Raw genomic sequence first — 26,695 nt, 5'->3', positions numbered from 1 at the left:
CCGGACAGGGCTAGCTAGACGCCTGGGTCGACGTGCCGGGCTTCTGGAACCGCCACAACTGATCGGCGGGGAAGCAGTCCGGGCACGGCTCATCCGTGGCCTGGACGAACCGCTCGTTCCACGCCGCTTCGGCAGGGGCACGGCAGGTCCCGCACTTGGCCGGACGCACCGAAGCGTTGGGGACCACGGGCTGGTCGACAACCACGTCACGACCAGCCGGACGCTGCGCGGACGTCGGCTCCATGACCTCGGGAGCAAGGTCCAGCAACGGCAACGGATTCCGCGCCTCAGGCTCCGGAGTGATCCGCGCCAGCCAGGTCGGCAGGTTCGCCGCGCTGAACGCCTGCTCCGCGTACGTAACCGGGGATTTCTTCGCATCGGTTACCGCGGCCTGCCCGATCTGCCGGACCTGCTCCAACGTCAGCGAAGTACGCCCCATCGCGGCCAGGATCGCCGCCAGCAGCCTGTTCGTATCCCCCCGGGACAAACCCTGCTTCTGCCCACGAGCGGCGTACCAGGCCTTCACCGGGAACGACCGTGCAGCTTCCCGCACCTCCTCGACCCACGCCTCGTCCCTGCCCGTGGCGGGCGGCTCCGCCGTCCCGCCCGGCACGGGCTCCATCGAGATCGATCCTTCGATCTCTCCTTCGGAGATCGAAGATCGATCAGATCGATATTCCCCCCCTGCAGGGGGGATGGGCTGACCTGCGGAAACCCGTCCATCCCCCCCGGCGGGGGGTTGGGTCCCGAACTCCATCCCCCTCCCAGGGGGAGTGGGCTGACCTGCGGAAACCCGTCCATCCCCCCCGGCGGGGGGTTGGGTCCCGAACTCCATCCCCCTCCCAGGGGGGATGGGCTGACCTGCAGGTTGTCCGAACAGCTCGCGCTTGCGAATTCGGATGGTGCGCGGCTTGGAACGCTTGGTCCCGGTCCCGGCCGAGCGCTCGTGTGCGAACTCGGCCTCAGCGATGTCCTCGGCGATCGCGGCGTCGATCTCTGCCAGGGTCCGCGGCCCGCGATAGTTCGGCGGCGGCGACGGGAACACGAGGAGCTCGTTCTCGATCGGCCGCCCCTGCGCGTCCCGGCGAGCCTGCCGACGTCCCGTCTTCGGGTTGACCCCGCCATCCAGGATCCTGAGGAAACCGATCCTCTGGAGGTAGTCCGTCAGCCACTTCGCCTTCTCCGGCCGCTCAAACCCGCACAGCAGCGCCAGCCGAGTCGGCGAGAGCTTCACGGCCAGATCGCCGTGCACCCGCACGCAGGAGGCCATGAGGAACGCCACCGCAGTGCTGACCGTGTTGGCCGACGACGCCACGGGCGGCGGGTCAAACAAGATGCACGCGGTGACCCACAACGGAACCTCGCCCGATGTAGGACTCTCACCCCGCGAAGTGCCATGAGGAGAATCGGCGCCCAGGTCCGGCGGGAACGTGCCCCCGGCCTGGTTCATGAGCGCGGCATTCGCGGCAAGCAGGGCTGTTGGGCTGTAGTTCACGCCGACACCTCCACAGCGCCGAAACGCATGGCCGCAGTCCTGATCCGCCCCACGGGATCGCCATGTGGTCCGAAGTCGAACCACTCGCCGTGAGTCCGGTACTGGCGAAAGTGCGAGTGAAGCTGCTGCTCGACAGTGCGGCCGCCTTGAGCGCACCACAGCAGGTCCAGGGGCATCGGCGAGGAGTTGCGGAGCTGGCTCAGTCGCTTTGCCAGGTCTCGGGTGAAGCCGATCTTGAGACGTGTGTGGTCGTTCACCCCGATCACGTAGACGAAGGTCCCGCTGCCCTTGTCACCGCTTTGGTTGGCGAACAAGGCCGGGCGATGTCCGTCTTGCGCCTCGTCCAGGACCAGGTTGAGCTCGGTGTCAGTCCGGGGTCCGATGTAGGCGTCTGGGGGATCGATGGAGATCTGGAAGGTGTCGTGGTCACGTCCGCGGAGTGCGGCGGGGAGCACCTTCAGGAAGCCGATCAGCTCCAGGTAGTCGAACAGCCAGTCGAGCTTTTCTGGATGATGCGATCCGCAGCGTCGAGCGATGCTCGTCCGGTTCAGCTGGAAGGAAACCTGTCCGCCGACTTCCTCAACGTGGCTGGCAATGAAGGCCTGAACTGCAGGAAAGACAGTGTTGGCCACCGTGGTGGTGAGTTCGGAGCCATTCGCCCGTCGAGGGGGCAACAGCCGCACGCAAGCGGTGATCCAGATCGGAATTGAGGCGCACTCAGGGGAAGCGGGAGCAGGTCGCAGTGGTGGAACTACCACGTCTTGCGGGAAATTCACGTAGGTCTCCACATCGTTCGTGGAGCCCAGGGGTGATCTGCGGCTGATCTTTACTGCAATCACGCGAGGATGCAGTAAAGTACGAAATCGCCGGGAGATCCCCCAGGCTCTTTAGGACGCTCCGCGTGACTTGGTTGGCTGCCGTTCACGCGGGGCGTTTCTGCTGTTCACGGGCCGTGTAGCCAGGGTCCGGGGAGGGCTGATTGCCAGTCGGACCTGGGGCTTTCGGCCCAGTCTGTGGCTAGATCATGCGACCGCCGCCTCTTCCGGAGTGGCCGCGTCCAGCAGCTGGCGACCCTTGTCGCCGGCGAGCTCGACAAGCTTGTCGATCAAGTCCTCCGGCAGGACCCTGCCCAAGGGCTTGTCGTGGAAGGTCAAGGGAACGGCGTGGCCAGCGCGGAGCGCGCGGCGTAGCGCGCCGGGTCGCCGTTGCACGTTGGTCATCTCCATTGAGAGGCCTCCTTGATCATCGGTCGGGTGCAATCTAAACCAAAATGCGTAATTCCGCTGGGACGGGTGCAGCTCGGCGTGTCGCCGGGCGCGGATCATCTCGCATGCTTGCGAGGCCTCTCGCTTTGGATAGGCATGAGAGGACTGGTTGGAGATCTTCTACGCCTGCAGTTCGGGGCGCTATGAGTCTGACTTAGGTATACGATAAGTAGATGACTGCGGATACCTCGATGACGACGGTGAAAGTGACGGCAGCAGCGCGTGATCGCCTGGCCGTGCTCGCGGCCGAGAAAGGGCAGTCGATCGGCGCGTTCATCTCCGGCGTCGCCGAGCGTCTTCCGACCGCAGCCGAGCTCGACGAGCGAGACGAGCGCACGCGCCAGGCCTTGAAGAAGTTCGGGATCGCGCTGGCGATCAGCGAACGCGCCGAGGGCGAGGCGCTGTGGGCGGCACTGGACGCCGGCGACGACGACGCCCTCCTCAAAGACCCCGACGCATGAGGTCCTTCGTGCTGGACACGGCCGCGCTGGAAGCCCTCGGCGCTGGCAACAGGGTGCTCTCGAAGCTGCTGTACGGCACGCCTCGCGACGTCGACGACGTGGTCCTGGCTCTCTACCGCGGTCCGCGCCTCCTGGTCCCGGCGATGGCACTACTGCACGCGGGTCGCCAACGAACAGGCCTGACACGGCATGTGTCGGTGCTGGAGCCGCTGCGTGTCGTCCCGCTGGACGCCCCGGCCGTCACCGCGCTGTGCGAGTCGCTGGCCGACCTGGCGCCGGACGTCGGCCACGTCGTGCACACGGCGGCGACGCATGACGCCTCGGTGATCACGCCGAGGCCGGAGTCGTACCCGGAATCGGTCCGCGTCGTCCGCCTGCCGATCTAGACAGTCGGAATGCGGCGGTCGTCCCACGTGATCCGGCCGCCTTTGGCCTTCGCCCAGCTGAGTTCGCGCACCCCGACCCGAGCCAGAATCTCGGGTGCCCCAGCCGCGTCCTGTCGGGGACGGTGAAAGCGGGTGACCAGCGGAACTCCTCCGGTGACGTTCCGGCAATACTGCCCAGCGGAGACCCCGCACTTGGAGCAGGCCACTCCAGCGCACGCATTCCACGCCTGACGCAGTGCCGCATCGACGGCGGCCGGTTCGGCTGTGACCTTCTTCGGGCTGAGGCTGAAGTACTCCATGCTTCAAGGGGATCAGCAGACCGCACGCATGGCAACTGTGGCCCGGCTTAAGTTCTTGGCTCTTTCGGGTCGATTCGTTCGTGGCCAAGACCAGCGGAGATGTTCAGCAATTCCTCTGCTAGGACTCGCAGAATTACGAGATCTAGCAAGATGGCAATGGTCAACGGCAAGAACTGCGACACGGACGGCATTTAGTCAATCGCGTGTTGACTAAGGTGCGGTCAGGTCACACACTCAGTCGTGTTCGTCCGTTCGACGAGAGGGTCATGGGCACGATGAAGATCACTTTGGTGGCGGCGGTCTGCAACAACGGCCGAACCTGCCCGAACATCAACACGAGTGACCGGGGCACCGTGGTGGTCCAGGGCTACATCGCGGCCCGCGACAGCGTGCCCGGCTTTACCCTGTCCGCCTCCGACGCCGTGGTGGAAATCCCCGTCGGGCTCCTGCCGGACGGTCTGGTCGCCGCCGGCACCCGGATGTACCCGACCGGCCGCGGCACCCTGCTGGTCGTCGGCCCTCGGGTGGTTGACGCCGAAGCGCTCGCCGAGCTGCAGCTGCCCGAGGGCGAGGACGCCGTCGAGGTCGCGGCCGTGCCTGGAAGGATCCCTGCCCATGCTGGATGAGGAGCAGCTCGGCGCTTACATCGACGCCCGGTTCACCCGGCGGCTGTTCCGCCTGGAAACCCACGACTACCTCGACGTTGGCAGCGACGGCGACGACTTCCAGCGTTACCTCGCTGGGCAGCCCGGTCCGGACATGGCCCGCAAGAACGCCTGGCTGGACGTGCTCCGGAACGAGGTCGCCCAGGGTAAATACACCTACCGCGTGCACGTCGTGCGCTCCCCGCTCACCGACTACCTCCGGTTCGACTTCGAGTGGGGCTACGTCCACAACGAAGAGGCCGGCGAGCGGATCGGGATCCTCGACCTCGCCGAGCGCGACGCCCCGAGCGAGCTGATCGACCACGACTTTTGGCTGATCGACGACGAGCACCTGGTCCTCATGCACTACGACGACCGCGGCCGCTTCACCGGCGCCCAGCCCGTCGACGACGTCAACGAGCTCGCCCGCTACCAGGCCTGCGCCCAGGCCGCGTGGTCTGCCGCGCAGCCGTTCGGCGACTACTGGCGCGGCCACCCCGACGCCTGGCGAGACAGCCACCACGCCGCCTGACCTCGCTGATCCAGGAGATACACCGTGACCACGCCGACCCCGCCGCTGTCGACCGCGCTGCGCACCCTGCGCGAGGACTTCGGCATCAGCGGGAACGAAGCCGCGAAGCGAGCCGGGCTGTCCCAGAGCAAGGTCTCCCGAGCGGAACGCGGCGCCTTCGCGCCGAGCCCCGAGGACGTCGCCGCCCTGTGCCGCGTCTACAAGGCGCCGGCCACAGTCCGCAAGGAGCTCATGCAGATGGCCCAAGACCTCAAAGAAGCCAGCCACAGCGCGCGGATGACCCTGCAGCGCGGCGGCTGGTGGATGCAGGAACGCATCGGCAAAATCGAGCAAACCGCCGAACGGATCCGCGAGTTCTCCCCGTCGATCATCGTCGGCCTCGTCCAAACCCCGGACTACATCCGCGCGCTCTTCGGCGACTCCCTCCCTGAGGAAGACCTCGAGCGGACCATCCAGGCCCGACTGCTCCGCCAGGACATCCTCACCAGCGGCCGGACCATCGACATCGTCATGGCCGAAGGCGCTCTCCGCTGGTGCATGGGCAGCCCCGACGTCATGGCCGGACAGCTCGCCCACCTCATCGACATCAGCCAGGCCGGACACGTCAGGCTCGGGATCATCCCCTCCACCACCCCGGCGACCGTGCCCGCCCTCCACCCCTTCGCCATCTACGACTCCCGCGCCGTCCTCGTCGGCACCATCAACGCCACCGCCCTCATCACCGACGCCCAGAACCTGCGCGACTACGAGGACTACTGGACCGAGATCCAAGACCTGATCACCTGGGGCGACGACGCCCGCACCCACCTCGACCGCATCAGACAAGACTTTCTTCAGGAGGCCTGACCAGGCCTTTTTCGCGCACAGGCGTAGTCAATCTCGCATTGACTAGATGTTGATTGAGAACTCCAGAGTGGGCATGAAAAAGGGGTGGGACCAGGTGACTCCTGGTCCCACCCCGATGCAGTGAAGACGCTACCTACCTGTCGATGTCGCCGAAGAGCTGAACGGCGCTCTGGTCGGTCGATAGTTGGAGTCGGTAGACCTGGCCTCGTCGCAGTGTGGCCGGATTGAGCTGGGCAGGCCAGGTGTCGCCGACTGGTTTGCTGAAGGCCCCTTGGAGATGCCAGCCGTCGCCGGCGTCATGCAGTAGCGGCCTGTGGTGTTGGCTGACGCTTACCGGTGCGACGGTCGGGTCGTGGATGTCGGCGGTGTGGAGCGGGTTGGTCTTCCAGCCGTCGACGATCCGGCAGTACTCGTGGCCGAGCTGGTTCCCTGCTGAGTCGACTCCCGTGTACCCGTACAGGTCGACGGGCAGTATCTCGGCCGCGGACTTCCTCTCCGTGCTGGGCAGCGTGAGGACAGGCGCGAAGTCGGTGGCCGTGGAGATGTCGAGGTCGGGACGGGCGGCTTTGGACAGTTCGAACAGGGCACCAGAGTGGCGACCAGGTACGTCCACGGTGCGGGTGAGTGTCGCGCCGAGGCTGAGGTAATAGTTCTGCAGCTCGACGTTGGTGCGCCAGACGTCCCACCTCAGCCACAGCACGCCTCGGGTGCCTGCGTAGCCGGCAGCCCAGTCGATCAAGAGGGCGCCAAGTCCTTCGCCTTTGCGATCAAGGCGCGTGGCGAGCTTGGACAGGTAGAACGCGGGGGCTCGTCGCTCTTCGATGGTCCAGAAGTCACTATCCGCGACAGTGGTCAGCGTCAGGGTCGCTACGGGCTGCCCGGCCTCCGTCAGCAGCCAGGTCTCGCCGCGGTTGATTGCGTCGCGCATGACGGGTTCGAACTCGCGAGTGTTCCACTGGTTCGTTTCCCGGGTGCGCAGCCAGGCTGTTCGTGCGTCGAGCAGGGACATGACGGCCGGCAGATCCGAGATCGTCGCGCGGTGCATGAGGTACCGAGCAGAGGTCATTTCTCCACCTCGTAGGTCAGCTCCCAGCGGTCGGAAGGGAAGGCGCTCGCCATCAGGCGAACTGGCTGGCCGGATGCGGTGTAGCTGGTGCGGTCGTGCCGGATCACGGGAAGTCCGCTGGAGATCTCCAGCTCGGAAATCTCTCGTGCGTGCGGCCGGCGTGATCGGATGCTGTCGCGGTGGCGGACCATCTCGTGACCATGCTCGCGAAGGACATGGCGGCCACCGCGTTGGATGTCTGTGGGATCGGCGATCTCGGTGCCCTTGACCAGGTCAAAGGGGAAGTATGAGTCCGTGATGCAGTAGGGGACGCCGTCGATAGTGCGCATCCGGCGTCGCGCGAGCACCAGATCGTTGTCCGCCAGATTGAGCGCGGCTTTGATCGAATCCGACGGGACGATGGTTTCCACTCGGATGTGCTGGTAGGGCCGTCCGCCCTGAGCTTCGACGGCGTCGGTGAAGGCGTCGCGCCCGCGATCATCCGCCTCGAGGACGTACATGGGGAGCTCGTAGCGTGCGAGCCGGAACACCGATGTCCCGCGCCTGGTGTTCGACTGCAGGTACCCGTCCTGATGCAGGAGTCCCAGTGCGTCCCTGATGACGGTTTTGGAGACGCCGTACGTCTCGGCGAGCTCCTCCCGTGTCGGCAGTGGATCGCCGTGACGGAGTGTGCCGCTGTCGATCTTCTCGGCCCACTCGGCTGCAATCCGCACGTAGGCGGCTGTCTGACTACTGGATGCCATCGTCTCGGATCAGCCCTCTCAGCCTGCTGTTGACCTTGGTTTCCAAGTTTAGATGTATCAAATATATCCATAGGTCTTGCGTGATCCACAACAAGCGAGCTACCGTCGGTTCAACACATTCGACACATCAAAAACGTTGAACGTGTTGGTCGGTTCTCGCGGGTCCAATCCCCGGGGCGCCGCAATTCACGCGGGTCTGCGCCCGTGGTGGTTCGCTCCACTCCCCCGGTTCTCCGGTGAGGACTCCTCTGAAGACGCGAGGAGACGCAGAAATCTTCATAGGACCGCGAAACCTAGGTCCCTACGAGCGCGTATTTCCAGCCCGCCAGGACGGTAAGCCCGAGCGATGCGCGCCTAGGTATCCCCGAAGTCGAGGCGGTCCCTTTCTCTCACGTTCTTGCAGGTCAGACCGATCGATGCCTGCCGGTTGCCCACCCGTCACTTCCCCGGCGGGTGGGCCTCCGGGAGTCACCCACGAACGGAGATCGCTATGAGCGCCACCCTCGCCGAGTACGCCGCCGTGTTCACCCAGGTCGAGTTCGACCTGCTGTCCGCCACCGACGACCGGCTGCACGAAGTCTTCGAGCAGTTGGCGCTGCTCACCACCACGAAGGACGAGCGCGTTCACCGACAGCGCCTCGCCGAGCCGCGGTTCACCGCGGCCGTCGTTCCGCTCCCCGCCGGTGCCGACCACGACTATTTGGAGGAGGCAGCATGATCACCGAGCACGTCATCCGCGACGTCGGCCTGGCCGACCCGCAGCCCGTCCCGCCCACCACGGTCCCCGAGCCGGTCGGTTCGCCACTGCTGGCGATGGCCACGATCCTCACCGCTGGCCTGATCGCGCTGTTCGGCTCCCACGAGCCGACCCAGCTGGTGGCCGCGCTCGCCGGTCTGGCCGCGTCGTTCTGGCTGTACCGGGTGTTTCGGGCCCGGGGACAGGTGCAGCGATGAGCGCCCCGGCCACGGATTCCGTAGACCTCGGCGCGTTGCAGCACGACGTGATCGCCGGTGCGGTAAGCAAACAGCTGCTGGTGCACTGCGAGACCATCCTCTACCGCAGCGGCAACAGCGTGGATCCCGTTGGTCTCAAAGCGCGGATCGATCAGCTGAAGGCCGAGATCGCCGAGGAGTTCGACGTCCTTGTGCACATCCAGGACGCCTTGCGAGCCACCTGACCCGGCGCTCCGGCACCGGGGGACCACACGCTCTCCTCTGCGGAGGAACCCCGAGCGCGTGTGGTGCCCAGGCCACCGGATCCCCCTCGATCACCACCCGGCAGGATTTCCCCACCCGCACGAGAAGGAAGGACGCCCCGTGCCCGACGCGAAGCACCTCGGCCCGGCCGAGGACCAGCCCGAGGACGTGTTCGCTCAGCTGGCCGCTGAGCTGGAGAAGATGCCCTCCCAGCTCGACGACGTCAGGCCGGCCACGTCCCCACCCGCACCGGCCGAGACCGAACAGGCCGAACCGGAGCCGGAGTCGGTCGCGGCAACGCCCGCTCCCGTGCCCGTCCCGTCTCCCCCGCCCGCGCCGCCCGCGCCCGTCGCGGTGGCGCCGGTTCCTTTGCCGCAGCCGATCCCCCGCCCGGCCGATGAGCCACCGCCGGTGGAGGTGAAGAAGCCGGAACCGCCGGGAGAGAAGCACTTCCGTACCGCCGGGGCGCTCGGCGTCGGCTACTGGATGTCGGTCGGTGTCGGCGCGGTCGGTCAGATCGCGTCGTTCGGCTCGCTGATCGCCAGCGGCCTGGACGGCAAGATGAAGATCCTCGGCTACGTCGCGGCGGCGTTCGGTGCGGCGTTCGCCGAGATCACCATGATCGGCGCCGGATCCTCGTCGCTGAAACGGCGCTACGCGGGCGGGGCATGGAAGTCCTTGCTGCTGATCGCCTGCCTCGTCTGCGCGTACGCGACCATCCTTAACGTCCTGCACTGGGCGCCGATCCAGATCGGGTTGGCGGTGATGTTCGGCGGTGGCTCGCTGGTCGGGTTCGCCGCGCACACCATGGCCGAGCACCTGGCGGCCAAGGACTACGAGACGCAGCTCGCCGCGTACAACGCCGCGGTCGCCGAGCGGAACGCCAAGATCGAGGCACAGGCCGCGTCGCGGCGCCGCGCCGAGGAGAAGGCGTTGCGGGAGGCGGTGAAGATGGTTCCGCAGCCGAGCGCCGAGCCCGCACCGGCCCCGGCCGCGGCGGCGCCGGTGAAGCAGGCGAAGCCCGCGCAGGCCAAGCCCTCCTCCACCGGGGTCGTGGACAAGCAGACGGCGGTCCAGCTCGGCATCGCCCGCCAGGCCCGCACCCCGGCGATGCTCAAAGAGGCACTCGTCCAGGAGGGGCATGAGCTGCCCTCCTCGGACACCACGATCAAGAACTGGTGCCGCGAGATCAAACAGCACATCGGCCAGTAACAACCCCTGTTCTGGAAAGGAAAGCCCATGCCCGGTGCCGTCGTCGGAGTCCTTCTGACCCTGTGCACGATCCTCGCCGTCCTCAACCTGGCGCCCGAGGTCCGTAAGTCCTGGCAGGCCCGCAAGGCCCGCTAGCCAGTAGCACCTTTTCTCCGGTCCAGCACCGGGGGAACGCTCGCGGAGGTCAGCTCTCCCGCGGTTCGCGAGCGTTGCCCAGGCCCCTGGAACGGCCCGCCCGAGACGGCCGGACGCCGCGTGGTGAGCAGCCACACCTGCGCGACGTCCGGCGCCCACCCCGCGCAGCACGCCCCTCCCCCACGTTTGTGCTGCGCGGGAAACCCCGGTGGCCGAGCGCCGCATCCCCCGATGAAACCTGCCTGGTTTCAGCGCGCGCTCGGCCACCGGCCCTCACCTCACTTCTTCCCTCGTCTTCCCCGTTTTGTGTTGGCACGTCTGGAAAGGACCATCCGATTGGCTCGTGAACGCTACGAACTGCGCCTGGAACGCCTCGACGGCGGCCGGTTGCCGAACCGGGTCACGGAGCTCACCGAGTTCTTCGACCTCGACGACCCGGTCGACACCGAAACCACGCTGGCCAAGCACTTTCTGCCGCTGGCGTGTGTTGCCGAAGGCGAAGACCCCGGCGGCGACCGCGAGGAGATGCCGTGGTTGGCCCGCTACGTGCTGCGGATCTACCAGCCGGGCAGCACCCGGCTGGTGACCTCGTATCGCGGCTGGCGGGTGTAGCTGATGGCCGGTCACCGCAGGACGCGCAAGCCTGGGACACCGACCGCGCGCCGGCGTCATCACGAGAACTCGAGGGCGCTGCTGGCGGAGAAACTCGCCGCCACCGGTGACCCGGTCCAGCGCCTGGCGCACGGCTTCGACTACGCCCGCGCCGCCGCGGCGCGGGCCCGGCGCCGGGATCCCGGCGCCGACGTCACCGCGCTGGAGGCCGCGCTGCACGCGCTCGTCCGCGCGGGCGACCAGCTGATCCGCTGACCCCCTTTTTCGAACAGGTCCCCACCTCAGCAAAGGAAGTGATCCCGTATGTCCGCCGTGCACGAGCTGCCCCAGCCGACGCCCGCGTCCACGACGGACCAGGCGCGACGTCCGGTCCCGCCGGAAACCGACGTCGAGAAGACCATCCCGATCCCGGCCATCCGCCCCGACACCCACCTCAGCGTCGTCCCGCCGCCCGACACCACCGGCCCGGCCGAGGACGTCACCGGCGGTCCGGACGACGGCGGGTCGCCGGTCGACAGGGCGAGGTCCTGGACCGAGGGCGTCGCGAAGCCGTGGGCGAAAGACATGTTCGGCCCGCCGGACATCGCCACGAAGGACCGGCCGTCGCTGCAGAAACTCCGCCGCTACGGCAAGGACAACACCCAGACCCCGGACGTGCCGGTGCTGCGCGCGGCAAGCCAGGCCTGGTCCTGGATCGCGATGTACCACGCCGCCCGCGGCTACACCCGCGCGTGGCTGATGGAACGCCCGGTCCGCGCCGTCGTGTTCATCGCGCTGCTGATCACCGCGTCGCTGCTGCCCAGCACCCGGACGGTGCTGACGGTCCTGCTGTGGCCAGCGCACACCGCCATCGAGCTGCTCACCAACTACTGATCCACCCGACCGAAGGAGCCCTTCATGTACATCCTGTCCGCCCTCGCACTGTTCGTGTTCTGGATCCTGATCCGCAAACGCCGAGCGAAATGGATCCCCGACTGGTTCGCCTGGCTGATCTCCCCGCTGGTGCTGTTCCTGGCCACCACGGCGTTCGCGCTGTCGGACATCGGCGGGTTCCTCGGCGGGATCCTGATCTGGGTCATCGGCTGGCCGGTCACCTGGTTCGGCGGCAATCCCGCGATCCTGGTGACCATCGTCGCCGCGGCGCTGTTCGTCGGCACCGTGCTCGACATCGCCGTCGACCGGAAACCGGACGGCCTGGCCAAGACCGGCATCGTGCTGCTGCCCATGCTCGCGGCCGGATGCCTCGGCATCGTCGGGCAGCTTCTCGACGCGATCGTCACCAAGACCGGCGGCGTCGGCCCGCAGGTCATCGCCGCCATCACCGGCTGAGGCCCGGCCCGCGTGGCCAGGTCCTCAGCCCGCCCGAGCCCCGGGCGTCACCCACCGCGGGGCAGCCCTCACCGGTGTCACCACACGCCCCCGTCGCCAGGGGCTTTGCGTGTGGGCGGGTTCGACTCCCGCCAGGGGCGCGCACAGACCATCACCCCACCGAGCCGCAAAGGAGGAAACGTGCCGTGGAGCTGCTGTTCATCCTGATCATCAGTGCCTACCTGACCAAGCAGGCCGCGCAGGCCGTCCCCGACTCCATCGCCCTGGCCCGGGGCAAGACCCCGCCCAGCATCGAGAAATGGAAACTCAAGCACCCGGACAAGCCGATCAAGCCCGGGATGCGCGGCTACTTCGGCCGGATGCTCACCAACAGTGTCGAGGCCTGGGCCGACCGCTCCAACCGCAAACACCGGCGCCGCAAGATGCTGCAGGCCAAACGGCAGGAGCATGACGATTCCGAGTGGCTGCGGAAGAAGATCGCCCGCACCGACAAGCGCGCCGAACGCGCCGAGCGGTGGGCGGCGAAGTTCGGTGTCGCGTGGGACAAGACGAAGGCTCGCGCGACCGCCCGCCGGGACGAGAACGCCGCCTGGGACGCCAACGCAGCCCGCGACGAGGACGCGGCCTGGGACGCCAACGCGGCGCACGGCGCGGCCGCCGATGCCGGCTCCTCGTCGACGTCGCCCCCGCCGGGACCTGGCTCGGTCCCGCCGCCTGGAGCGATGCCGCCGCCCGGTTCTGTGCCGCACGGTGCAGGCCAACCCGGTGGTGGCCGGACCGCATCGGGCGGAGCGCCTCCGCCCGATGACCGTGACTACGAGGAGCCGATCGTCCACGACAGCGACGAATACCGCTTCAGCAACGGGACCTACCCCTTCGAGGACACGCCCCGCGACACCCGGTACGCGTTCGGGTTCGGCGGGCCGATCTTCGATCGCTCGCAGGGGCAGGCCCCGGAGGCGGACAAGCCCGGCACGATCCGCGCCGAGGGCGAGATCGTCCGCGACACACCGCCGACCCCGCCTGAGCCGCTGCAGCTGGAAGCCGGGCCCAGCAGCTCCACCGAAGTCCTCGACGCCGAAGTCGTCGAGGACTCCTCAGCCCCCGCCGGTTCCCCGGCGGGCAACCCCACCGCGACGACCATGGAGGACGCGAACATGAACGCCAGCGCCGAGATCACCAACCTGCCCGCGGCGAAGGCCTACACCGCGAAGATGACCGAGTACCTGGACCGCATCAACGGTGTCGTCGAGGCCCAGAAGGCCGAGATGGCGACGCTCGCCGCAGACCTCACGGCCGAGCTCGGCGACGCCGAGCTCGCGATGAGTTCCCTGCAGTCGCACGGATTCACTGGCGATCCGATCACCCAGTTCCAGCTGGCGAACGAGCAGCTGACGCAGATGCAGCAGGCCCTGCAGAACGCCGAGCAGGCTCTGAACACGCTGCCGGACAACGCGACCAGCGCGAAGGGCGCCTACGACAAGGCCGCGGAGGCCTTCGACCGTCAGGCCGGGATCGCCGAGCAGGTCCAGACGCAGGCCGCCACTGGCAACGTCGCCAGCGACACCGACTTCTACGCCAACGCCTGAGCAGCCGCGAATTCCTTGCGGTAGCGCCGAAAGAGGACACCACAGGGGCACCGGCCACCCGGCCGGTGCCCCATCTGGTGGGCGGGTCCGACTCCCGCCCGGCGCACTCATCCCATCCGGCCACCGACTGAAAGGACCCGATCATGGCCGACACCAAGACCGCCCCGGCCGCCGCGCCGGTGGCCACCGACCTCCCGCTCCCGCAGCCCACCCCGGCCGTCGAGACCGGGCCCCGGGGCGTGCTGGGCACGATCACCTCCGCCCGGGACAAGGTCACCGCGGCCAAGGACAACGTCACCAAGACCCGGAAGAAGATCCGGTCGCTCGGGTGGCGGACCCGCCGCGCGAGCTACCCCTGGTACGCCGCGGCCGCGACCGCCACGCTCGGCGTCGCCGGGTCGGTCGCCACCGAGTTCGCCGACGGTCCCGCCGATCTCGCGATCGCCGGTGGCACCGGTGCTGTCGCTCTCGCCGGTGGCTGGCAGCTGGCGAAACGGTGCTCTGAGCAGATCGAGAAGGCCGGCATGACCAGCCGTGTGCAGGCCGGGGTCGTCGCGTCGTGCGCCTGGTGCTTGACCACTCCGCTGACCGGGGCGAACGCCCTGGAGATGTGGCTCGCGCTCGGACTGGGCACTGTGGCGTTATCCGCGCGCTGGTGGCAGCGGATCCGCCCCGGCTACCCCGCCGGCACCGACCTCGTGCTGGCCAGCCCGACCGACCTCGTCCCGACGACGGAGCCGGACGCCGAGGCCGGCGCGGTCGTCACCGCGGCCGAGTCGATCCTCGAGGCCTGGAACGCCACAGTCACCATCCCGACCGGCCTCCTGCCCGGCGCGCAGCTGACCGACCCGCAGGTCGCCGATCACCGCGTGAGCTTCACCATCGCGCTCGTGCCGGGCAAGCAGACCGTGCAGGACCTGCGCAACCTGGTCGGCAAGATCGGCTCGGCGATTGGGTTCTTCGCCAAGGACATCACCTTCGACGACGGCGCCACGCCGACCGAGGCGACCATGGCGGTGCGGATCAGCGCCGAGGTCGACACCACCTACACCGGCCCGGTCATTCACGTCGAGGGCCAGGACATCTACCTGGAGATCGGCCCGTACATCGACGGTGAGGGCGCGACCCGCTACCACGTCGCCGGACCGAACTCGGTGAACAGCGGTTTCGTGCTCGGGTCGAAAGGATCCGGCAAGAGCCGGGTCCTGGAGCTCATCGCCGACGGGCTGCGCGAGCTCGGGTTCGAGATCTGGTGGATGGACCCCCAGGGCGGCGCGTCGTCGAAGGCGTTGAAGGACCACGCCGACTGGTCGCTGATGGGCCTGAACTCCGATGAAGGCGAGCTTGAGCTCGCCTACATCGGGAACCTGCTGCACCTGTGGCGGGCAGTGTGCAACGTGGCGAAGATCCGCGAGGCGGAGAACGTCGCGATGGGCCTCGACGGGTTCACCCACACCCGCGAGCGCCCGGCGATCATGGTGATGATCGACGAGTGCCACAAGGCGTTCAACGTGAAGAACCCCATCACCGGCAACACCTTCGGCTACGACTTCGGCGAACTCGACCGGGTCACCCGAAAATTGGGCATCGGGTTCATCGGCGCCAGCCAGATCTTCACGATGGACACCTTCGGCAACTCCGCGGCCCTGCGGTCGGGCATGATCACCGGGAACCTGCTGATCATGCGGATGATGGAGAAGAGCCACTGCGGGCTGCTGCCCGGCAGCGCGCCGTCACCGCTGAGCCTGCGCAAGGGCGGCGGCTACGGCTACGCCATCGACACCGACCGCGAACACGTCATGTGGCGGGCCCGCAACATCGGCGACCACGCCGCCGAATACCTGGCCGCCAAGCCGAAAGCGACCCTGGACGCGCGGGCCACCAAGGCCGCGGGCCTGGTCTACCGCAACCGGCACAAGACCGCCGCCCGCTACACCGAGAAGGCCCTCGCCACCCTGGAGGCCTTCGACGCGGCACCCGAGGCGACCGCGCTGACCATGCTCACCAGCGGCCCCCGCCAGGCGGAACAGGACACCAGCACCAGCGTCGGCGCGACGCCGGCGGCGAGTACTGGTGGCGGGCTGGCGTCGGTGCGGGTGCTGCCGGTCCGGCCCTCGGCCGGGAAGTCCACCGGCGGCGCAGTCGCCGCCCCCGAGGGCGTCCCCGCGGCCGATCTCAAACCCGGACCGCGGCGGGTCATGGAGCTGATGAGCGACGGGAAGGCCTGGCACACCAAGGACCTCTCAGCCGCGCTCGGCATCAGCGAACAGGCCGTGCGCGGGCATCTCCGCTCGCTCGGCGAGACCCGCCTCGACAACATCACCCCGGGCGTCTACCGCATCAAGTAGGCCAGCCGGACAAGCACCACCAGCAAGAACACCCCGAAAGCTTGCGAGGCCTGCGAGGAATATAACCCCTCGCAGGCCTCGCAAGCCGTCTCTATCGGAAAGGACGCCGCATGTTCGGCAGGAAACGCGCCACACGCACGATCCCCGCACCGGCCAGGACTCCCATCGACCTGCCCAGCCGGGACCAGGTCGGGGCGTACCCGGTTCCCGCCTGGGTCCAGGACTGGCCCGCGAACCTAGGCGACGACATCGTGACCGACCTGCTCGCCCTGCACGAGCGGCTGCTCACCACCGCCAGCCGCACCGAGCCGAACACGCTCTTTCTCAACGCCGCCGCCGTGATCCGGCGGCTGCTCGAACTCCACACCCGCTGGAGCCCGTACGGCGTCGACCTCGATCTGCGGAGCGAGACCCAGGCCGCGGTGACCGAGGTCCTCGGCGTGCTCCGCCACGACGCCAGGACCGGCGAGTGCGGGGTGCACACCGCCTTCCGCGCCGCCGGCGGCTGGGTCGATCACGCGAACCTGCGCGTCACCGCCATCGAGACCGAGAGCCGCCGGCGCCGGGACAGCGTCAAGACCCCGCCCGTCACACCCGCCGCCCGCCGCGCGGAGGACCCGGTCCCGGCCCACTGACCCCGGCCGGGGGCATAGCCGCCCTGGCCGCGCAGATCTCGATTCCTGCACAACCCAATCCCGTTGAGGAGAACCGCCATGGTCAACACCATCGATCCGGATCCCGAGTTCACCCACTCCGAGATCGGCACAGACATCGTCCTGTCGTGGAGCGAGCGCCCGAACCGGCCGCGCCATTCCTTCATCGTGAACCGCGAGACCGGCGAGACCACCGGCGGGGACGGGAGCGCGGTGTCCTCGGCTGACGGACGCGTTCTGCAGCAGGCACTCGCCTCGATCGGCAAGTCCGATCTCGGACGCGCGGTGTTCGACCGCTACAGCCGCTAAACCCGGTCCCTCGACCCGTTCCCTCCCGATCAACCGCCTGATCCGTCCACCCCGTGATGAAGGAGTTCGCTGATGACCAACCGACGGCCGACCCGCTCCCGCAGTGCCCGCCCGGCCCGGCCCGGTCCGTACCCGGTCGCCACCTCCAGCTACGACGACTACGCCAGCCTGGTCGACACCGGCGGTGGCCAGGAGTCCGGGAATTCCTGCCCGGCGCCCGACACCGCCCCGGCCGACAGCGGCGGCGCGTGCGCGTCCTGACCGTCCACCGCTCGCCTCGACGGCCCCGCTCCGGTCTCCGGGCGGGGCCGTCGCCGTCTCAGGAAGGCCCTCCGCCATGAAGCCGCTGCTGTTCTTCGCTGCGCTGACCTTGCTCTACCTGGGCTACTGCTGGTGCTACCCCTACACCGCCTGCGGCAACTGCGACGGCGGCAAACACCTCACCTCCGACGGCAAGTTCTGGCGCAAGTGCGGCCGCTGCAAGGGATCCGGCACGAAGATCCGCCTCGGCCGCAAGCTCCTCGGCGGCACCCGCGACCTGTAGCGCCACACCGCCACGCACTCTCTGCGAGACCGGATAGCCCTCGCAGGCCTCGTATTCCTCGCCATGTCCCCGACCAGGAAGGACGCTGCATGACCGGCACGATTACCCACCTCTCCCCCGAGACCGCCGCCCGGTACCTCGAACTCGCCGACCTCGTCGACGGGCTGGTGACCGCGATGCGCTGCAGCGACACCGACCTCAAGGACGCGCAGCTGCTCGACGAACTCGCCGAGACCGCCGCGGAGCAGGCCTCCCTGACCCGCGCGGCCGATGACGTCGACGACGCCCGCAAGACCGGGCTGCTGCCCGAGCTGGAACAGCGGCCCTATCTGCAGGCCGTGCTGGACCGCATGGCCTGCGCGGCCGACGACCAGCCCGGCTGGGTCCTGGCCCTGCGGCTCAACGCCGTGGTCGACCACGCGATCGACCTCGGCATCGGTACCCGGCTCGCCGAACGCCTCGCCCTGGCCGTCTCCCACCGTCCGGACGGGGAGAACGCCGCCGAGCACGAGGAAGCCGACGGCATCGGCGTCGACGAGCGCGACGCCGCCTGACCTCCCGCACATCCCGTTCACCACGCACAGAAAGGGGCATCCGCCCATGACGACCATGATCACCACCCCCGCCGCCAGCCCCGCGCTGGCCTGGGACCATTCCGGCAACATCGGCCTCGGCCAGCGTCTCGACGGAGCCGGGCCCGCGTGGTTCGACCTCGCCGACGATGTCCACGTCTCCAGCGGCGTGATCTCCGGCCCGAAGGGATCCGGCAAGAGCACCACCGTGCGGGCGCTGGTCGCCGCGGCCCGCGCCAGCCAGGCCGTGCCGGTCACCACGCTCTACACCGCTCCCTTCGGCGGGCTGGACAACCCGCTGCTCGCCCGGATCGCGAGCGTCCCGGTCCTGGGCGGCGCCCAGGACACGGTGATCGGCCTGCTGCGCGACGCGGCGGAGGTCCGCGCCGAGCTCCTGCGTGAGCGCGGCCTGGCCACCCTCGCCGGCACCGAGCTGCCGATCCTGCTCGCGGTCGTGGAAAACGCGGCGCAGGTCGTCGGCGACCGCCCGCACCGCTGGGCGCGGCTCGCCCGCCACGCCACGAAGCTCAACATCGCGCTCCTGGCCACCCTGGAGCGGGAGGACGACCCGACCCTGCCCACCGGGCAGCGGGCCCTGTGGCGGCAGCTGGCGGAGACGAACCGGATCCGCATGCGCGGCCACGGCACCGAGGCCGGCACCGCGCGGATCCGGGACGGCGCAGGGCACGAATACGACACCCGGGTCCCCTTCTTCCCCGACGGGGATCCCTGGGTGCACACCGAGATCGCGCCGGACGACCCGCTCGATGCGGCCACCGCCGCGGTGTTCGGCGACTACTACACCGCCCCGGCCGCGCCGCGGATGACCGGGAGCTTCGCGTGATCCCGGCGCTGGTGTTCATCGGTGCGGTCGCGTTCGCCGTCCTTGGCGTTGTCGCGCTGCTGCTGGCCTGGCAGATGTACCGGGCCGCGATCGCCGCCACCCCCGACGAGGACGACCCGCCCGGCACCGCCGAGCCCCCGACCCAGCCGCTCGACCTGCCCCGGCAGTCCATCCCGTCCCTCCTGGAGAGGACCTCCCATGCGTGAACTCATCGACCTCGTCGATCTCGATCCGCGGGCACGGCCACCGGCGTCGCCGCAGTGGCGGCTCAACAGCTACTACCGGGGCTGGCTTGATGGCGCGCAGTCCGCCGCCGAGGTCGTCCTGCTTGCCGCGGCCGCGTACGTCTTCTACCTGCTCGTGCTCGATCGTCCTGGGCAGTGGCTGTGGCCCGCCGCGACCGGCCGCAGTCCGCAGCACCTGCTCACCGGCGCCCTGATCGCCGTGCTGCTGCTGGGAATCTTCACGGTCGGGCGCTGCGCCATCTACGGCAACCTCGCCCGGACGCATCATCCCGAGGACCTGGACGTCGTCGAGCGCCACGAGCTGGACCGCGCCGGTCGCGCCTTGGTCCGCAACACCCGGCTGCTCCACTTCGCGCTGGCCGCACTGCTGGCCGCCCCGGCCATCCCGGACCTGCTCGCGGCCTGGACCGCCAACACCCCGGAGGCCTTCGGCGTGGCCGGACCGCAGCTGCTGCTGCGCCTGACCCCGGTCGCCGCCCTCTACCTGCTGCACCTCTGTGTCGACCGCGGCCTCGACGTCGTCGCCGACCACCTGGAACACCGGCAGGACGTCGCCCAGGACGCGGCGATCGAGGACGCCCAGCAGCGGCCGGGATTCACCGGCGCACCGCTCACCTGACCGACCACCGCGCGGAGGGCCGGGGCCACCAGGACCCCGGCCCTCCGGGTGGCTGCCCAGCCATCGACCTGACCGTCCAGAACAGGGAAGAACGTACCGAGATGATCATCAGTAGCGACACCGAAACCATCGCGGACAAGGCCGGCATCCCCGACAACATCGCCCAGGCGGTGGCCAATGATCTTGGCCACCTGCTCAACGACGGTGCAACCACCGTGGACGAGGCAGAAGCGTTTCTCGAAGGCCACTACAACGGCCAGGTGCCCGCAAGTGTCCGATGGGATGTCGTAGTCGATTGCTACATCAGACATCAGCGCAGCACACCCGAAAACCTGCTGTGAGAACAACAGACAGCTGACCGCCATCACCCGCGTCGGGGCCGGAACCACCAGGTTCCGGCCCCGACGCGCTTTTCTGGAGGTTCATTCATGGCCACGATCCACGCCCTCGCTCTCGCCGGTGTCCTGGCCGTCGCGCCGGCCACGTCCTGCGAGCCGCCCGCGGGCGGCACCGGCTCCCGCCCCGGCAGTTCGTCGGATGTCGAATACACCGCCTCCTGCGACGGCCAGGGCAACGCATTCGACGTCGAGCCGAACACCCCGGCCGCCCGCGCCGAGGCCCAGCGGCGCTGCGCCCGCACCCACACCATGGTCCGCGACGCGCCCTGGCCCAGCGGCTGGAAACCCGCCCCGATCCCCGAAGGAGTTGGCTGGTGACCACCTTCCGCTTGCTCATCGCGGCACCGGCGAGCGGGAAGACGGCGCTGTGCCGGAACAAGGCGATGGAGTTCGGCGAGGTGTACTCCCTCGATCGTGCCCGGGCCCAGCTCGGTCGCCACGCCCACGATCACGCCGTCTCGGCTGCCGCGGTCGCGGCCGTCCACGCCGAGATCGACGAGACACTCGCCGACGGCCTCGACGTCACCCTGGACGCCACCTCCACCGTCGCCGAGCACCGCGCCCGCTGGCTCGGCCTGGCCGCCCAGCACGGTGCCCGGCCGGTCGCGCTCGTCCTGCGCGCCGACCTCGACCTCATCCTCCAGCGGAACGCGGCGCGTGCCCGGCCCGTCCCGGCCGACGTCGTCGAGCGGATGTGGCACGACATCCAGCAGCTGACCATCCCGGCGCTGCGCGCCGAAGGGTTCGCCGAGGTCACCGAGCTCGACGGCTTCGGCCACCCGCTGCACTGATCCACCTTTCCTCCACACACGGGCCGGATCCTCCCGGCCCGCGCTTCCTTCTGCCCGCAATGAGGGGGATTTCCCATGCCCGCCACCACAAGCCCGAAGAACCTCGCCGTCATCGAGGAGATCACCGCCGCCGCGTTCCCGACCCCGGCACTGGCCCAGCGCACCAACGATCCCGCCGCCCTGACGCGGATCACGCGCTTCGCCGAGCACCAGGCCGCCATCGCCCAGGACCTGGCCGCCACCGTCGCCCACCGGCTGCACGACGTCCCCGGCGACGCCCAGCGCATGGTCAGCGCGACGCTCGACGCGGCACGCCACTGGCGCTACCAGCTCGCCCGCGACACCAATGAGGTCCGCCGCGGCACCGGGATCCCGCTCGACCACACCCGGTACCGGACCCCGATCACCGACCACACCACGAACTACGACCGCATCGGCTACGTCGGCCGTGTCCGCCACGGCGCGTACTGGGATCCCGCCTTCCGCCTCTATCGCGGAGGCGCCGCGACCCCGGCCTTCCACACGCTCGTGGAGGCCGGCCGCCGCGCCCTGGCCCGATTCGAGGCAGACGCCCCGCACGGCGCGGTGTTGCAGAACTTCGTCGAACTCGTCGACGGCACGCTCGTGCTGGGCAACCGGCTCCTGCGCGGCCACGCGGCGGACGCTGCGGCGACGGAGCTCGCCGCGCGGATCGCCGCCCGTGGCGGGGACGCCACCCGGATCGAGACCGGCGGTGCCCTGCTCTACACCGCGACCGCCTCCGAGGCCGACCGGGCGCGCCTGCACCAGGCCGCCGTCGACGCCTTCGCCGAGGCGATCACCACCACCGACCCCGCGGCCGCGCTCCGGCTCTGGGCCCACGGCGCCTACTGCCTCTACCAGGCCCCGCAGACGAAAAAGGGCTCCGACGCCGTCGCCCGCGTCGCCCTGGTCGCCTTCGGCACGCTCGCCCTGGGCCACGTTCCCCAGCTGCCGCACGACATCGACCTGCGCGGCTACGTCGACGGCCAGGCCGCGTTCACCCGCGACCTGCAGGCCCTGCAGCGGCGGCCGCGATGATGGGCCGCACCCACGCCGCCACCGGTGTCCTGGCCGGTCTGCTGCTCGGCCCCGCGATCGGACTTGAGGGCCTGGCCGAAGTCGGCCCGTTCGCCGCGACCTGCGCCGGATACGCGCTGCTGCCCGACCTGGATCACCCCAGCAGCACCATCACCCGCACACTCGGCCCGATCACCCGCGGGCTCTCGGCCGGGCTGCGGCGGATGTCCGCCACCCTGTACCGGGCCACCAAAGGGCCCCGGGACGAACAATGCGACGGCACCCACCGGCACGCCACCCACACCGTGCTGTTCGCCCTGGTGGTCGGCGCGGTGTGCTGGGCGACCACGACCGCGTGGGGCGGTTGGGCGGTGCTCGTCTGGCTGGCGTTCGGGCTGCTGCTGGCCTACGACCGGCTCGGCACGCTCATGCTGGTCCCGTTCGGCATCGCCGCGGCGAGCTGGTGGACCCAGGTCGACGGGCCCGCCGGACTCGGCCCGGCCGCGCTCGCCGCCCTCGAGGAGTCCGCGGGCTGGCTCGGCACCGCCGTCGCCGCCGGCGCGATCACCCACTGCCTCGGCGACGCGCTCACCGAATCCGGCTGCCCGTTCCTGTTCCCGCTCCCGATCGCCGGTGAGACCTGGTACGAGCTCCGGCCGCCGAGCCTGCTGCGCTTCCGCACCGGCAAGAAGGTCGAGAACTGGCTGGTGTTCCCGCTGGTCGTGCTCGGCTGTGTCGCCGCGATCCCCGGCGTCTGGCCCTACCTCGTCGAGGCGTTCCACAGTCCCGGCTCCGTCGCGACGGCGTCCCTGCCGCTCCTGGCCCGCTGATCACGAGCCTGGCCGATCCGGCGCGGCTCACTCGATTTCCCCCGCACACAACAAGAAGAGGAGTTTCACTTGTCCGCATCACCGGAAGCGACCACGACGCGATACACGGCCGACATGGTGCTGTTCACCGAACGCGGCGGCGTGCTGATGGTCCTGATGATCGACCGGCTCTGGGAGCCGCACCAGGGCAAAGCCGCCCTGCCTGGCGGGCACCTCGACCCCGGCGAGAAAGCCGAAGCGGCCGCCCGGCGCGAATGCCGCGAAGAGACCGGCATCGACGCGCCACAGGAGCTGATCCAGGTCGGTGTCTACAACGACCCGGGCCGGGATCCGCGCGGTGACTACTCCACCACCGCCTTCAGCGCGGTGCTGCCCGACGCGCCCGATCCCGTCCCCGACAGCGACGCCGAGGCCGCCGCCTGGCGACCGGTCCACAAAGTTCTCGAAGGCGACCGGATGGCGTTCGACCACCGCCGGATCCTCACCGACGCCGTCGCCGCCCAGCGCCACAACATCGCCGCCCTGCTCAACATCCAGCACTGAACCCAGCGACGCCCCCGCCGGGGCCGGACCTCACCACGAGGTTCGGCCCCGGTTTTTCGTTGCCCGCCAACCACAATCGAGGACGAAGACCATGCCCATCACCATTCACAGCGGCTCCGGCGACACCGTGCCCCGCCGGGACGACGAGCCGGACCTGGTCCAGCGGGTGATCGCCCGGCTCGGTAGCCACTTCCGCGGCCGCTGGGACCACGATGCGATCGACGCCGCGGCGACCGACGTGCTCGACGAGCAGGCCTGGGCCGCCGGCGACGTCCACACGCCCACACCCCGCGAGGTCGACGAGCTCGTCGCGGCCGTGAAGGCCCGCGGTGCGGCAGGTGCCGTATGAAGCGCCTCGCCACGATCACCCTGGTCGCCGTCGCGGTCCTCGCCACCGCCTGCGGCGTGCCCGCGGCCACCGGTGCCCAACCCGCGCCCGCGCCGGTGTCGGTGCAGGCCCCGGGTGATGCCGGGCAGCAGCTGGCCGCGCTCCGGGTCGCGCCCCGGGGCTCGATGGACGGCTACGACCGGAAGAAGTTCCCGCACTGGGACGACCAGGGCAATAGCTGCAACACCCGCGAGGTCGTGCTCAAACGCGACGGCAAGAACGTGGTGACCGGCCCGGACTGCGCGCCGACGGCCGGGACCTGGCCCAGCCCCTACGACGGCGAGACCTGGACCAAGGCGACCGATGTGGACATCGACCACATGGTTCCGCTCGCCGCCGCGTGGGTGTCCGGCGCGAAGTCCTGGGCCACCGAGAAACGCCGAGCGTTCGCCAACGACCTGACCCGGCCGCAGCTGCTCGCCGTGACCGACAACGTCAACCAGGAGAAGTCCGACAAGTCGCCCGACCAGTGGAAGCCGCCGCTGGTGTCCTACTGGTGCGCCTACGCCACAGCGTGGACGGCGGTCAAGCACCACTACGGCCTCACCGTCACCGGGGCCGAGAAGACCGCGCTCGGCGACATGCTGAAACGGTGCCGAAGGTGACTCCGTTCGCCGGGCTGGCCCGCCCGCTCACCGCCGGCCTCAGCCCGCACGCGCGGGACCTGATCGCCGACGAGCTGATGAACGTCGTTGTCGAGATCCGCAAGGAGGCCAACGCCTGGCGCGTCGCGAACTCGACCGGCATGGAGGCCACCATCGTCACCTGCACCGGGCTGGCCGACACCCTCGTCAAACGCGCCGAGGTCTACCGGAGCGGGCGATGACGGTCTACGTGGACGACTTCGCCGCTCCCGCAAGGGTCGACGGCCGGAGCGGGCACTGGTCGCACATGATCGCCGACACCGAAGACGAACTCCACGATTTCGCCGTGAGGCTCGGCCTGCAGCGCCGCTGGTTCCAGGACCCCCGTGTCCGGTCCTACAAGCGGCCGTCCCCGGCCCTGCCGGGCAGCTTCGCCGCCGAGACCTGGCACTACGACATCACCCGCTCCAAGCGCGACCTCGCGCTGCAGCTCGGCGCCGTCGACGTCGGCTGGCGCGACCTGCCCGACCTGATCAAGCACCGCATGGCCCACGGGACCTGCCGACCGGAGCAGCCCCGTGTGAGCAGTGCCGAAACCCAAGGAGGAACACCATGACCGCCACCCTCAAACCCCGTGCCCTCGCCAGCGATATCGCCGACGACACCAGCGCCATCACGGTTGACACACACGACTCTGGTCAGTGGAGCGTGTGGGATGACACCGATCGCTGGTGGGGCCTCGTGGACGCCACGGTCCTCGACGAACTCGCCGGCAACTTCAGCCTCTACGGCGTCGAGGTCAACCGACGCCACGACGGCGCAGCATGGGTCGCTGGCCTGAGCACCGTACCGGCGCCGCTGGTGAAGATCGCCCACGACGGTCTGCAGCTCGCGACCGCCACCGTAGCCACGGACCTGCCCGACGGCGCCCTTGGCGTGTGCCTCGCCGCCGAGCTGTCCGCAAGCCAGACCGTCAACGCGCTGCTCTTCTGGCTGGAAAAGATCACCGTGCACAACACGATGTTCAATGCCCAGCCAGACACCGCCGGCTTCGTTCGGCTCAACATCCGCGGCACCCTCCCGGACGGCACCCGCCTGGTCGTCGCCGGCCTGTTCCACGCTTACACCGCACCCAACGCCGTCCGGATCATCGGCGGAGAGATCGGCCGCCAGGACGTGCGCAGCCTGCTCACCCACCTGGCCATCTGCGCTGGTCGCAAGGCTTGCGGCCACTGATTCAGGGGACGTGACACTCCCCTGCTCGAAGGGCCCCTGGCGGTAAGCCAGCGGCTTCGGCTTCACGCGAACCCGCAGCCCCCGTTTGAGCAGTACCGAAACCCAAGGAGAAAACGAACGATGAACCTCAGTGACGCGATCGCGCTGGTGGCCAAGGACACCCGCGAGAGCACCGACGATTCGATGACCGACCGCGAGGCGATCGACTGCGCGCGCGGCGAGGTCACGGTCGAGGATCTGGAGGTCGTGGACGACGCCACGTTGCGCGAGGCCTACGAGGTCGTGCTGGCCGCCAGCGCGGACGACGTGGCCCGAGCCCTGCGGTAACCCCCGCCCCGACTCAACACCGCATCGCGGACGGCACCCGCCGTCATGCAGAAAGGATGACCAGCATGTCCGCCGACGAACGGTGGGAGAACCTCCTTCGCGAGCAGATCAACAAGCTCGCGCGCGGACCCCGGGACTGGGTCGCCCTGGTCGAACTGCGCCCCCGCCTCGACGGGCGGGGTGCGAGCCGGGCCGCCCAGGACGAACACCTCAAACGACTCTCCAAAGCGGGAAAGCTGGAGCTCGTGCCCGAGAGCAACCGCAAAGCCCTGAAGGCTCCCGACCACGACGCCGCCATCGACATCGGCGGCGAGGCCAACCACCTCGTCATGTGGAACGGCGACTGACGAGCAACGCCACGAAAGCCCTCGGCCGATGTCGGCCGGGGGCTTTCGTGCGTTCAGGGCACTTTCGCGGCCGCAGCCCAGGGGCTGCTCCATTTCAGGGGTTTCCGTGGACACGCCCACCACGGTTCGCTACTGACCGCGCATCTCTGCCTACCTTGTGCGCATGACATCGAGGTGGGGACGAACTGTGGCCGCCGCAGCGGCCGGTGCGGCGCTACTGCTGGTCTCGGCGTGCTCGTCGTTGACCTGGGACCAGAAAGTCGAGGAA

Annotated in this window: 42 protein-coding genes and 1 pseudogene; 36 read left to right on the top strand and 7 right to left on the bottom strand. The window is 69.2% G+C overall.

The window, feature by feature from the left end:
• Positions 1 to 10: 10 nt before the first annotated feature.
• The 3 genes from AC069I_RS42710 to AC069I_RS42700 form a co-directional block, all read right to left on the bottom strand.
• Positions 11 to 1,495: a hypothetical protein gene (locus AC069I_RS42710; RefSeq protein WP_478267920.1), complete on the bottom strand. Its 1,485-nt coding sequence runs from the start codon at positions 1,493 to 1,495 to the stop codon at positions 11 to 13.
• Entirely contained in the window at positions 1,492 to 2,178 is a 687-nt protein-coding gene (locus AC069I_RS42705) for a GIY-YIG nuclease family protein (protein ID WP_478267919.1), read from the bottom strand. The genes AC069I_RS42710 and AC069I_RS42705 overlap by 4 nt, the downstream gene beginning before the upstream one ends.
• Positions 2,179 to 2,517: 339 nt before the next feature.
• Positions 2,518 to 2,721, bottom strand: coding sequence for a hypothetical protein (locus AC069I_RS42700; RefSeq protein ID WP_435374365.1), 204 nt, complete (start codon positions 2,719 to 2,721; stop codon positions 2,518 to 2,520).
• Between the two features lie 230 nt (positions 2,722 to 2,951).
• On the opposite strand from AC069I_RS42700, the gene AC069I_RS42695 reads away from it, so the two are divergent.
• Both AC069I_RS42695 and AC069I_RS42690 read left to right on the top strand, forming a co-directional pair.
• Positions 2,952 to 3,221 carry a hypothetical protein gene (locus AC069I_RS42695; protein ID WP_478267918.1) on the top strand — a complete coding sequence of 90 codons (270 nt, stop codon included), beginning with the start codon at positions 2,952 to 2,954 and terminating at the stop codon, positions 3,219 to 3,221.
• Entirely contained in the window at positions 3,218 to 3,607 is a 390-nt protein-coding gene (locus tag AC069I_RS42690; RefSeq protein WP_478267917.1) for a PIN domain-containing protein, read from the top strand. The genes AC069I_RS42695 and AC069I_RS42690 overlap by 4 nt, the downstream gene beginning before the upstream one ends.
• On the opposite strand, the gene AC069I_RS42685 is transcribed toward AC069I_RS42690, so the two are convergent.
• Positions 3,604 to 3,906 (bottom strand): zinc finger domain-containing protein, encoded by a 303-nt coding sequence (locus tag AC069I_RS42685; protein ID WP_478267916.1) that lies wholly within the window; start codon positions 3,904 to 3,906, stop codon positions 3,604 to 3,606. The two genes, AC069I_RS42690 and AC069I_RS42685, sit on opposite strands and share 4 nt — an antisense overlap.
• A gap of 266 nt (positions 3,907 to 4,172) precedes the next feature.
• Between AC069I_RS42685 and AC069I_RS42680 the strand changes: the two genes are divergently transcribed.
• The 3 genes from AC069I_RS42680 to AC069I_RS42670 are packed head-to-tail and all read left to right on the top strand — an operon-like array spanning position 4,173 to position 5,928.
• Positions 4,173 to 4,532 carry a hypothetical protein gene (locus AC069I_RS42680; RefSeq protein ID WP_478267915.1) on the top strand — a complete coding sequence of 120 codons (360 nt, stop codon included), beginning with the start codon at positions 4,173 to 4,175 and terminating at the stop codon, positions 4,530 to 4,532.
• The gene (locus AC069I_RS42675) at positions 4,522 to 5,082 is read left to right on the top strand and encodes a DUF6879 family protein (protein ID WP_478267914.1); all 561 of its coding nucleotides are present in this window, start codon (positions 4,522 to 4,524) and stop codon (positions 5,080 to 5,082) included. The genes AC069I_RS42680 and AC069I_RS42675 overlap by 11 nt, the downstream gene beginning before the upstream one ends.
• Positions 5,083 to 5,106: 24 nt before the next feature.
• Positions 5,107 to 5,928: a helix-turn-helix domain-containing protein gene (locus AC069I_RS42670; RefSeq protein ID WP_478267913.1), complete on the top strand. Its 822-nt coding sequence runs from the start codon at positions 5,107 to 5,109 to the stop codon at positions 5,926 to 5,928.
• A gap of 133 nt (positions 5,929 to 6,061) precedes the next feature.
• Here AC069I_RS42670 and AC069I_RS42665 read toward each other — a convergent pair whose 3' ends face one another.
• The 3 genes and pseudogenes from AC069I_RS42665 to AC069I_RS42655 all read right to left on the bottom strand — a co-directional run.
• Positions 6,062 to 6,994 (bottom strand): N-acetyltransferase family protein, encoded by a 933-nt coding sequence (locus AC069I_RS42665; protein ID WP_478267912.1) that lies wholly within the window; start codon positions 6,992 to 6,994, stop codon positions 6,062 to 6,064.
• A complete protein-coding gene (locus tag AC069I_RS42660; protein ID WP_478267971.1) occupies positions 6,991 to 7,494 on the bottom strand; it encodes a GntR family transcriptional regulator in 504 nt (167 codons plus the stop codon). Before AC069I_RS42660 ends, AC069I_RS42665 begins: the two co-directional genes overlap by 4 nt.
• A 39-nt stretch (positions 7,495 to 7,533) precedes the next feature.
• Positions 7,534 to 7,737: pseudogene (locus AC069I_RS42655) on the bottom strand (GntR family transcriptional regulator); the annotation flags it as partial.
• A 490-nt stretch (positions 7,738 to 8,227) separates the two neighbouring features.
• Here AC069I_RS42655 and AC069I_RS42650 point away from each other — a divergent pair.
• The 31 genes from AC069I_RS42650 to AC069I_RS42500 all read left to right on the top strand — a co-directional run bounded on the left by AC069I_RS42650 (position 8,228) and on the right by AC069I_RS42500 (position 26,427).
• Positions 8,228 to 8,455 (top strand): hypothetical protein, encoded by a 228-nt coding sequence (locus AC069I_RS42650; RefSeq protein WP_478267911.1) that lies wholly within the window; start codon positions 8,228 to 8,230, stop codon positions 8,453 to 8,455.
• Positions 8,452 to 8,691 carry a hypothetical protein gene (locus AC069I_RS42645; protein WP_192747037.1) on the top strand — a complete coding sequence of 80 codons (240 nt, stop codon included), beginning with the start codon at positions 8,452 to 8,454 and terminating at the stop codon, positions 8,689 to 8,691. Before AC069I_RS42650 ends, AC069I_RS42645 begins: the two co-directional genes overlap by 4 nt.
• On the top strand, positions 8,688 to 8,915 hold the full coding sequence (locus AC069I_RS42640; protein ID WP_478267910.1) for a hypothetical protein: 228 nt from the start codon (positions 8,688 to 8,690) through the stop codon (positions 8,913 to 8,915). Before AC069I_RS42645 ends, AC069I_RS42640 begins: the two co-directional genes overlap by 4 nt.
• Positions 8,916 to 9,054: 139 nt before the next feature.
• Complete coding sequence (locus tag AC069I_RS42635) at positions 9,055 to 10,146, top strand: hypothetical protein (RefSeq protein WP_478267909.1); 1,092 nt, start codon at positions 9,055 to 9,057, stop codon at positions 10,144 to 10,146.
• Between the two features lie 471 nt (positions 10,147 to 10,617).
• Complete coding sequence (locus AC069I_RS42630) at positions 10,618 to 10,893, top strand: hypothetical protein (protein WP_478267908.1); 276 nt, start codon at positions 10,618 to 10,620, stop codon at positions 10,891 to 10,893.
• A gap of 3 nt (positions 10,894 to 10,896) precedes the next feature.
• The gene (locus AC069I_RS42625) at positions 10,897 to 11,148 is read left to right on the top strand and encodes a hypothetical protein (protein WP_478267907.1); all 252 of its coding nucleotides are present in this window, start codon (positions 10,897 to 10,899) and stop codon (positions 11,146 to 11,148) included.
• 48 nt (positions 11,149 to 11,196) lie between these two features.
• Positions 11,197 to 11,766 (top strand): hypothetical protein, encoded by a 570-nt coding sequence (locus tag AC069I_RS42620; RefSeq protein ID WP_478267906.1) that lies wholly within the window; start codon positions 11,197 to 11,199, stop codon positions 11,764 to 11,766.
• 24 nt (positions 11,767 to 11,790) lie between these two features.
• Positions 11,791 to 12,222: a hypothetical protein gene (locus AC069I_RS42615; RefSeq protein ID WP_478267905.1), complete on the top strand. Its 432-nt coding sequence runs from the start codon at positions 11,791 to 11,793 to the stop codon at positions 12,220 to 12,222.
• Between the two features lie 185 nt (positions 12,223 to 12,407).
• Entirely contained in the window at positions 12,408 to 13,811 is a 1,404-nt protein-coding gene (locus AC069I_RS42610; protein WP_478267904.1) for a hypothetical protein, read from the top strand.
• Positions 13,812 to 13,954: 143 nt separating this feature from the next.
• Positions 13,955 to 16,159, top strand: coding sequence for a sigma-70 family RNA polymerase sigma factor (locus AC069I_RS42605; protein ID WP_478267903.1), 2,205 nt, complete (start codon positions 13,955 to 13,957; stop codon positions 16,157 to 16,159).
• A gap of 110 nt (positions 16,160 to 16,269) precedes the next feature.
• Positions 16,270 to 16,794: a hypothetical protein gene (locus AC069I_RS42600; RefSeq protein WP_478267902.1), complete on the top strand. Its 525-nt coding sequence runs from the start codon at positions 16,270 to 16,272 to the stop codon at positions 16,792 to 16,794.
• Positions 16,795 to 16,872: 78 nt separating this feature from the next.
• Positions 16,873 to 17,121 (top strand): hypothetical protein, encoded by a 249-nt coding sequence (locus AC069I_RS42595; protein ID WP_452071798.1) that lies wholly within the window; start codon positions 16,873 to 16,875, stop codon positions 17,119 to 17,121.
• 72 nt (positions 17,122 to 17,193) lie between these two features.
• Positions 17,194 to 17,382, top strand: a complete 189-nt coding sequence (locus tag AC069I_RS42590) for a hypothetical protein (RefSeq protein ID WP_478267901.1) — start codon at positions 17,194 to 17,196, stop codon at positions 17,380 to 17,382.
• Positions 17,383 to 17,458: 76 nt separating this feature from the next.
• Positions 17,459 to 17,665: a hypothetical protein gene (locus AC069I_RS42585; RefSeq protein WP_219154639.1), complete on the top strand. Its 207-nt coding sequence runs from the start codon at positions 17,459 to 17,461 to the stop codon at positions 17,663 to 17,665.
• An 89-nt stretch (positions 17,666 to 17,754) separates the two neighbouring features.
• Entirely contained in the window at positions 17,755 to 18,219 is a 465-nt protein-coding gene (locus AC069I_RS42580; protein ID WP_478267900.1) for a hypothetical protein, read from the top strand.
• A gap of 46 nt (positions 18,220 to 18,265) precedes the next feature.
• Positions 18,266 to 19,081 (top strand): hypothetical protein, encoded by an 816-nt coding sequence (locus AC069I_RS42575; RefSeq protein WP_478267899.1) that lies wholly within the window; start codon positions 18,266 to 18,268, stop codon positions 19,079 to 19,081.
• Positions 19,078 to 19,287, top strand: coding sequence for a hypothetical protein (locus AC069I_RS42570; RefSeq protein ID WP_478267898.1), 210 nt, complete (start codon positions 19,078 to 19,080; stop codon positions 19,285 to 19,287). Before AC069I_RS42575 ends, AC069I_RS42570 begins: the two co-directional genes overlap by 4 nt.
• Positions 19,280 to 19,945 carry a hypothetical protein gene (locus AC069I_RS42565; protein ID WP_478267897.1) on the top strand — a complete coding sequence of 222 codons (666 nt, stop codon included), beginning with the start codon at positions 19,280 to 19,282 and terminating at the stop codon, positions 19,943 to 19,945. Before AC069I_RS42570 ends, AC069I_RS42565 begins: the two co-directional genes overlap by 8 nt.
• 101 nt (positions 19,946 to 20,046) lie before the next feature.
• Positions 20,047 to 20,286: a hypothetical protein gene (locus AC069I_RS42560; protein ID WP_478267896.1), complete on the top strand. Its 240-nt coding sequence runs from the start codon at positions 20,047 to 20,049 to the stop codon at positions 20,284 to 20,286.
• A gap of 87 nt (positions 20,287 to 20,373) precedes the next feature.
• Positions 20,374 to 20,661: a hypothetical protein gene (locus AC069I_RS42555; protein ID WP_478267895.1), complete on the top strand. Its 288-nt coding sequence runs from the start codon at positions 20,374 to 20,376 to the stop codon at positions 20,659 to 20,661.
• Positions 20,658 to 21,134, top strand: a complete 477-nt coding sequence (locus tag AC069I_RS42550) for an AAA family ATPase (RefSeq protein WP_478267894.1) — start codon at positions 20,658 to 20,660, stop codon at positions 21,132 to 21,134. The genes AC069I_RS42555 and AC069I_RS42550 overlap by 4 nt, the downstream gene beginning before the upstream one ends.
• A gap of 75 nt (positions 21,135 to 21,209) precedes the next feature.
• Positions 21,210 to 22,193 (top strand): hypothetical protein, encoded by a 984-nt coding sequence (locus AC069I_RS42545; protein WP_478267893.1) that lies wholly within the window; start codon positions 21,210 to 21,212, stop codon positions 22,191 to 22,193.
• Positions 22,190 to 23,002, top strand: coding sequence for a metal-dependent hydrolase (locus AC069I_RS42540; RefSeq protein ID WP_478267892.1), 813 nt, complete (start codon positions 22,190 to 22,192; stop codon positions 23,000 to 23,002). Before AC069I_RS42545 ends, AC069I_RS42540 begins: the two co-directional genes overlap by 4 nt.
• A 69-nt stretch (positions 23,003 to 23,071) precedes the next feature.
• Positions 23,072 to 23,545 carry an NUDIX domain-containing protein gene (locus AC069I_RS42535; RefSeq protein ID WP_478267891.1) on the top strand — a complete coding sequence of 158 codons (474 nt, stop codon included), beginning with the start codon at positions 23,072 to 23,074 and terminating at the stop codon, positions 23,543 to 23,545.
• A 91-nt stretch (positions 23,546 to 23,636) separates the two neighbouring features.
• Positions 23,637 to 23,894, top strand: a complete 258-nt coding sequence (locus AC069I_RS42530; RefSeq protein WP_478267890.1) for a hypothetical protein — start codon at positions 23,637 to 23,639, stop codon at positions 23,892 to 23,894.
• Positions 23,891 to 24,538 carry an HNH endonuclease family protein gene (locus AC069I_RS42525; RefSeq protein ID WP_478267889.1) on the top strand — a complete coding sequence of 216 codons (648 nt, stop codon included), beginning with the start codon at positions 23,891 to 23,893 and terminating at the stop codon, positions 24,536 to 24,538. The genes AC069I_RS42530 and AC069I_RS42525 overlap by 4 nt, the downstream gene beginning before the upstream one ends.
• Entirely contained in the window at positions 24,526 to 24,759 is a 234-nt protein-coding gene (locus AC069I_RS42520) for a hypothetical protein (protein WP_478267888.1), read from the top strand. Before AC069I_RS42525 ends, AC069I_RS42520 begins: the two co-directional genes overlap by 13 nt.
• On the top strand, positions 24,756 to 25,133 hold the full coding sequence (locus tag AC069I_RS42515; protein WP_478267887.1) for a DUF4031 domain-containing protein: 378 nt from the start codon (positions 24,756 to 24,758) through the stop codon (positions 25,131 to 25,133). Before AC069I_RS42520 ends, AC069I_RS42515 begins: the two co-directional genes overlap by 4 nt.
• A complete protein-coding gene (locus AC069I_RS42510; protein ID WP_478267886.1) occupies positions 25,130 to 25,753 on the top strand; it encodes a hypothetical protein in 624 nt (207 codons plus the stop codon). The genes AC069I_RS42515 and AC069I_RS42510 overlap by 4 nt, the downstream gene beginning before the upstream one ends.
• Before the next feature lie 120 nt (positions 25,754 to 25,873).
• Complete coding sequence (locus AC069I_RS42505) at positions 25,874 to 26,080, top strand: hypothetical protein (protein ID WP_478267885.1); 207 nt, start codon at positions 25,874 to 25,876, stop codon at positions 26,078 to 26,080.
• A 65-nt stretch (positions 26,081 to 26,145) separates the two neighbouring features.
• Positions 26,146 to 26,427, top strand: a complete 282-nt coding sequence (locus AC069I_RS42500; protein WP_478267884.1) for a hypothetical protein — start codon at positions 26,146 to 26,148, stop codon at positions 26,425 to 26,427.
• Positions 26,428 to 26,695: the final 268 nt, after the last annotated feature.

The organism is Amycolatopsis sp. NPDC043885 (genome assembly GCF_056435685.1).
The sequence above is the reverse complement of the archived record's forward strand: the minus strand, read 5'-3'. Positions and strand labels throughout refer to the sequence as shown.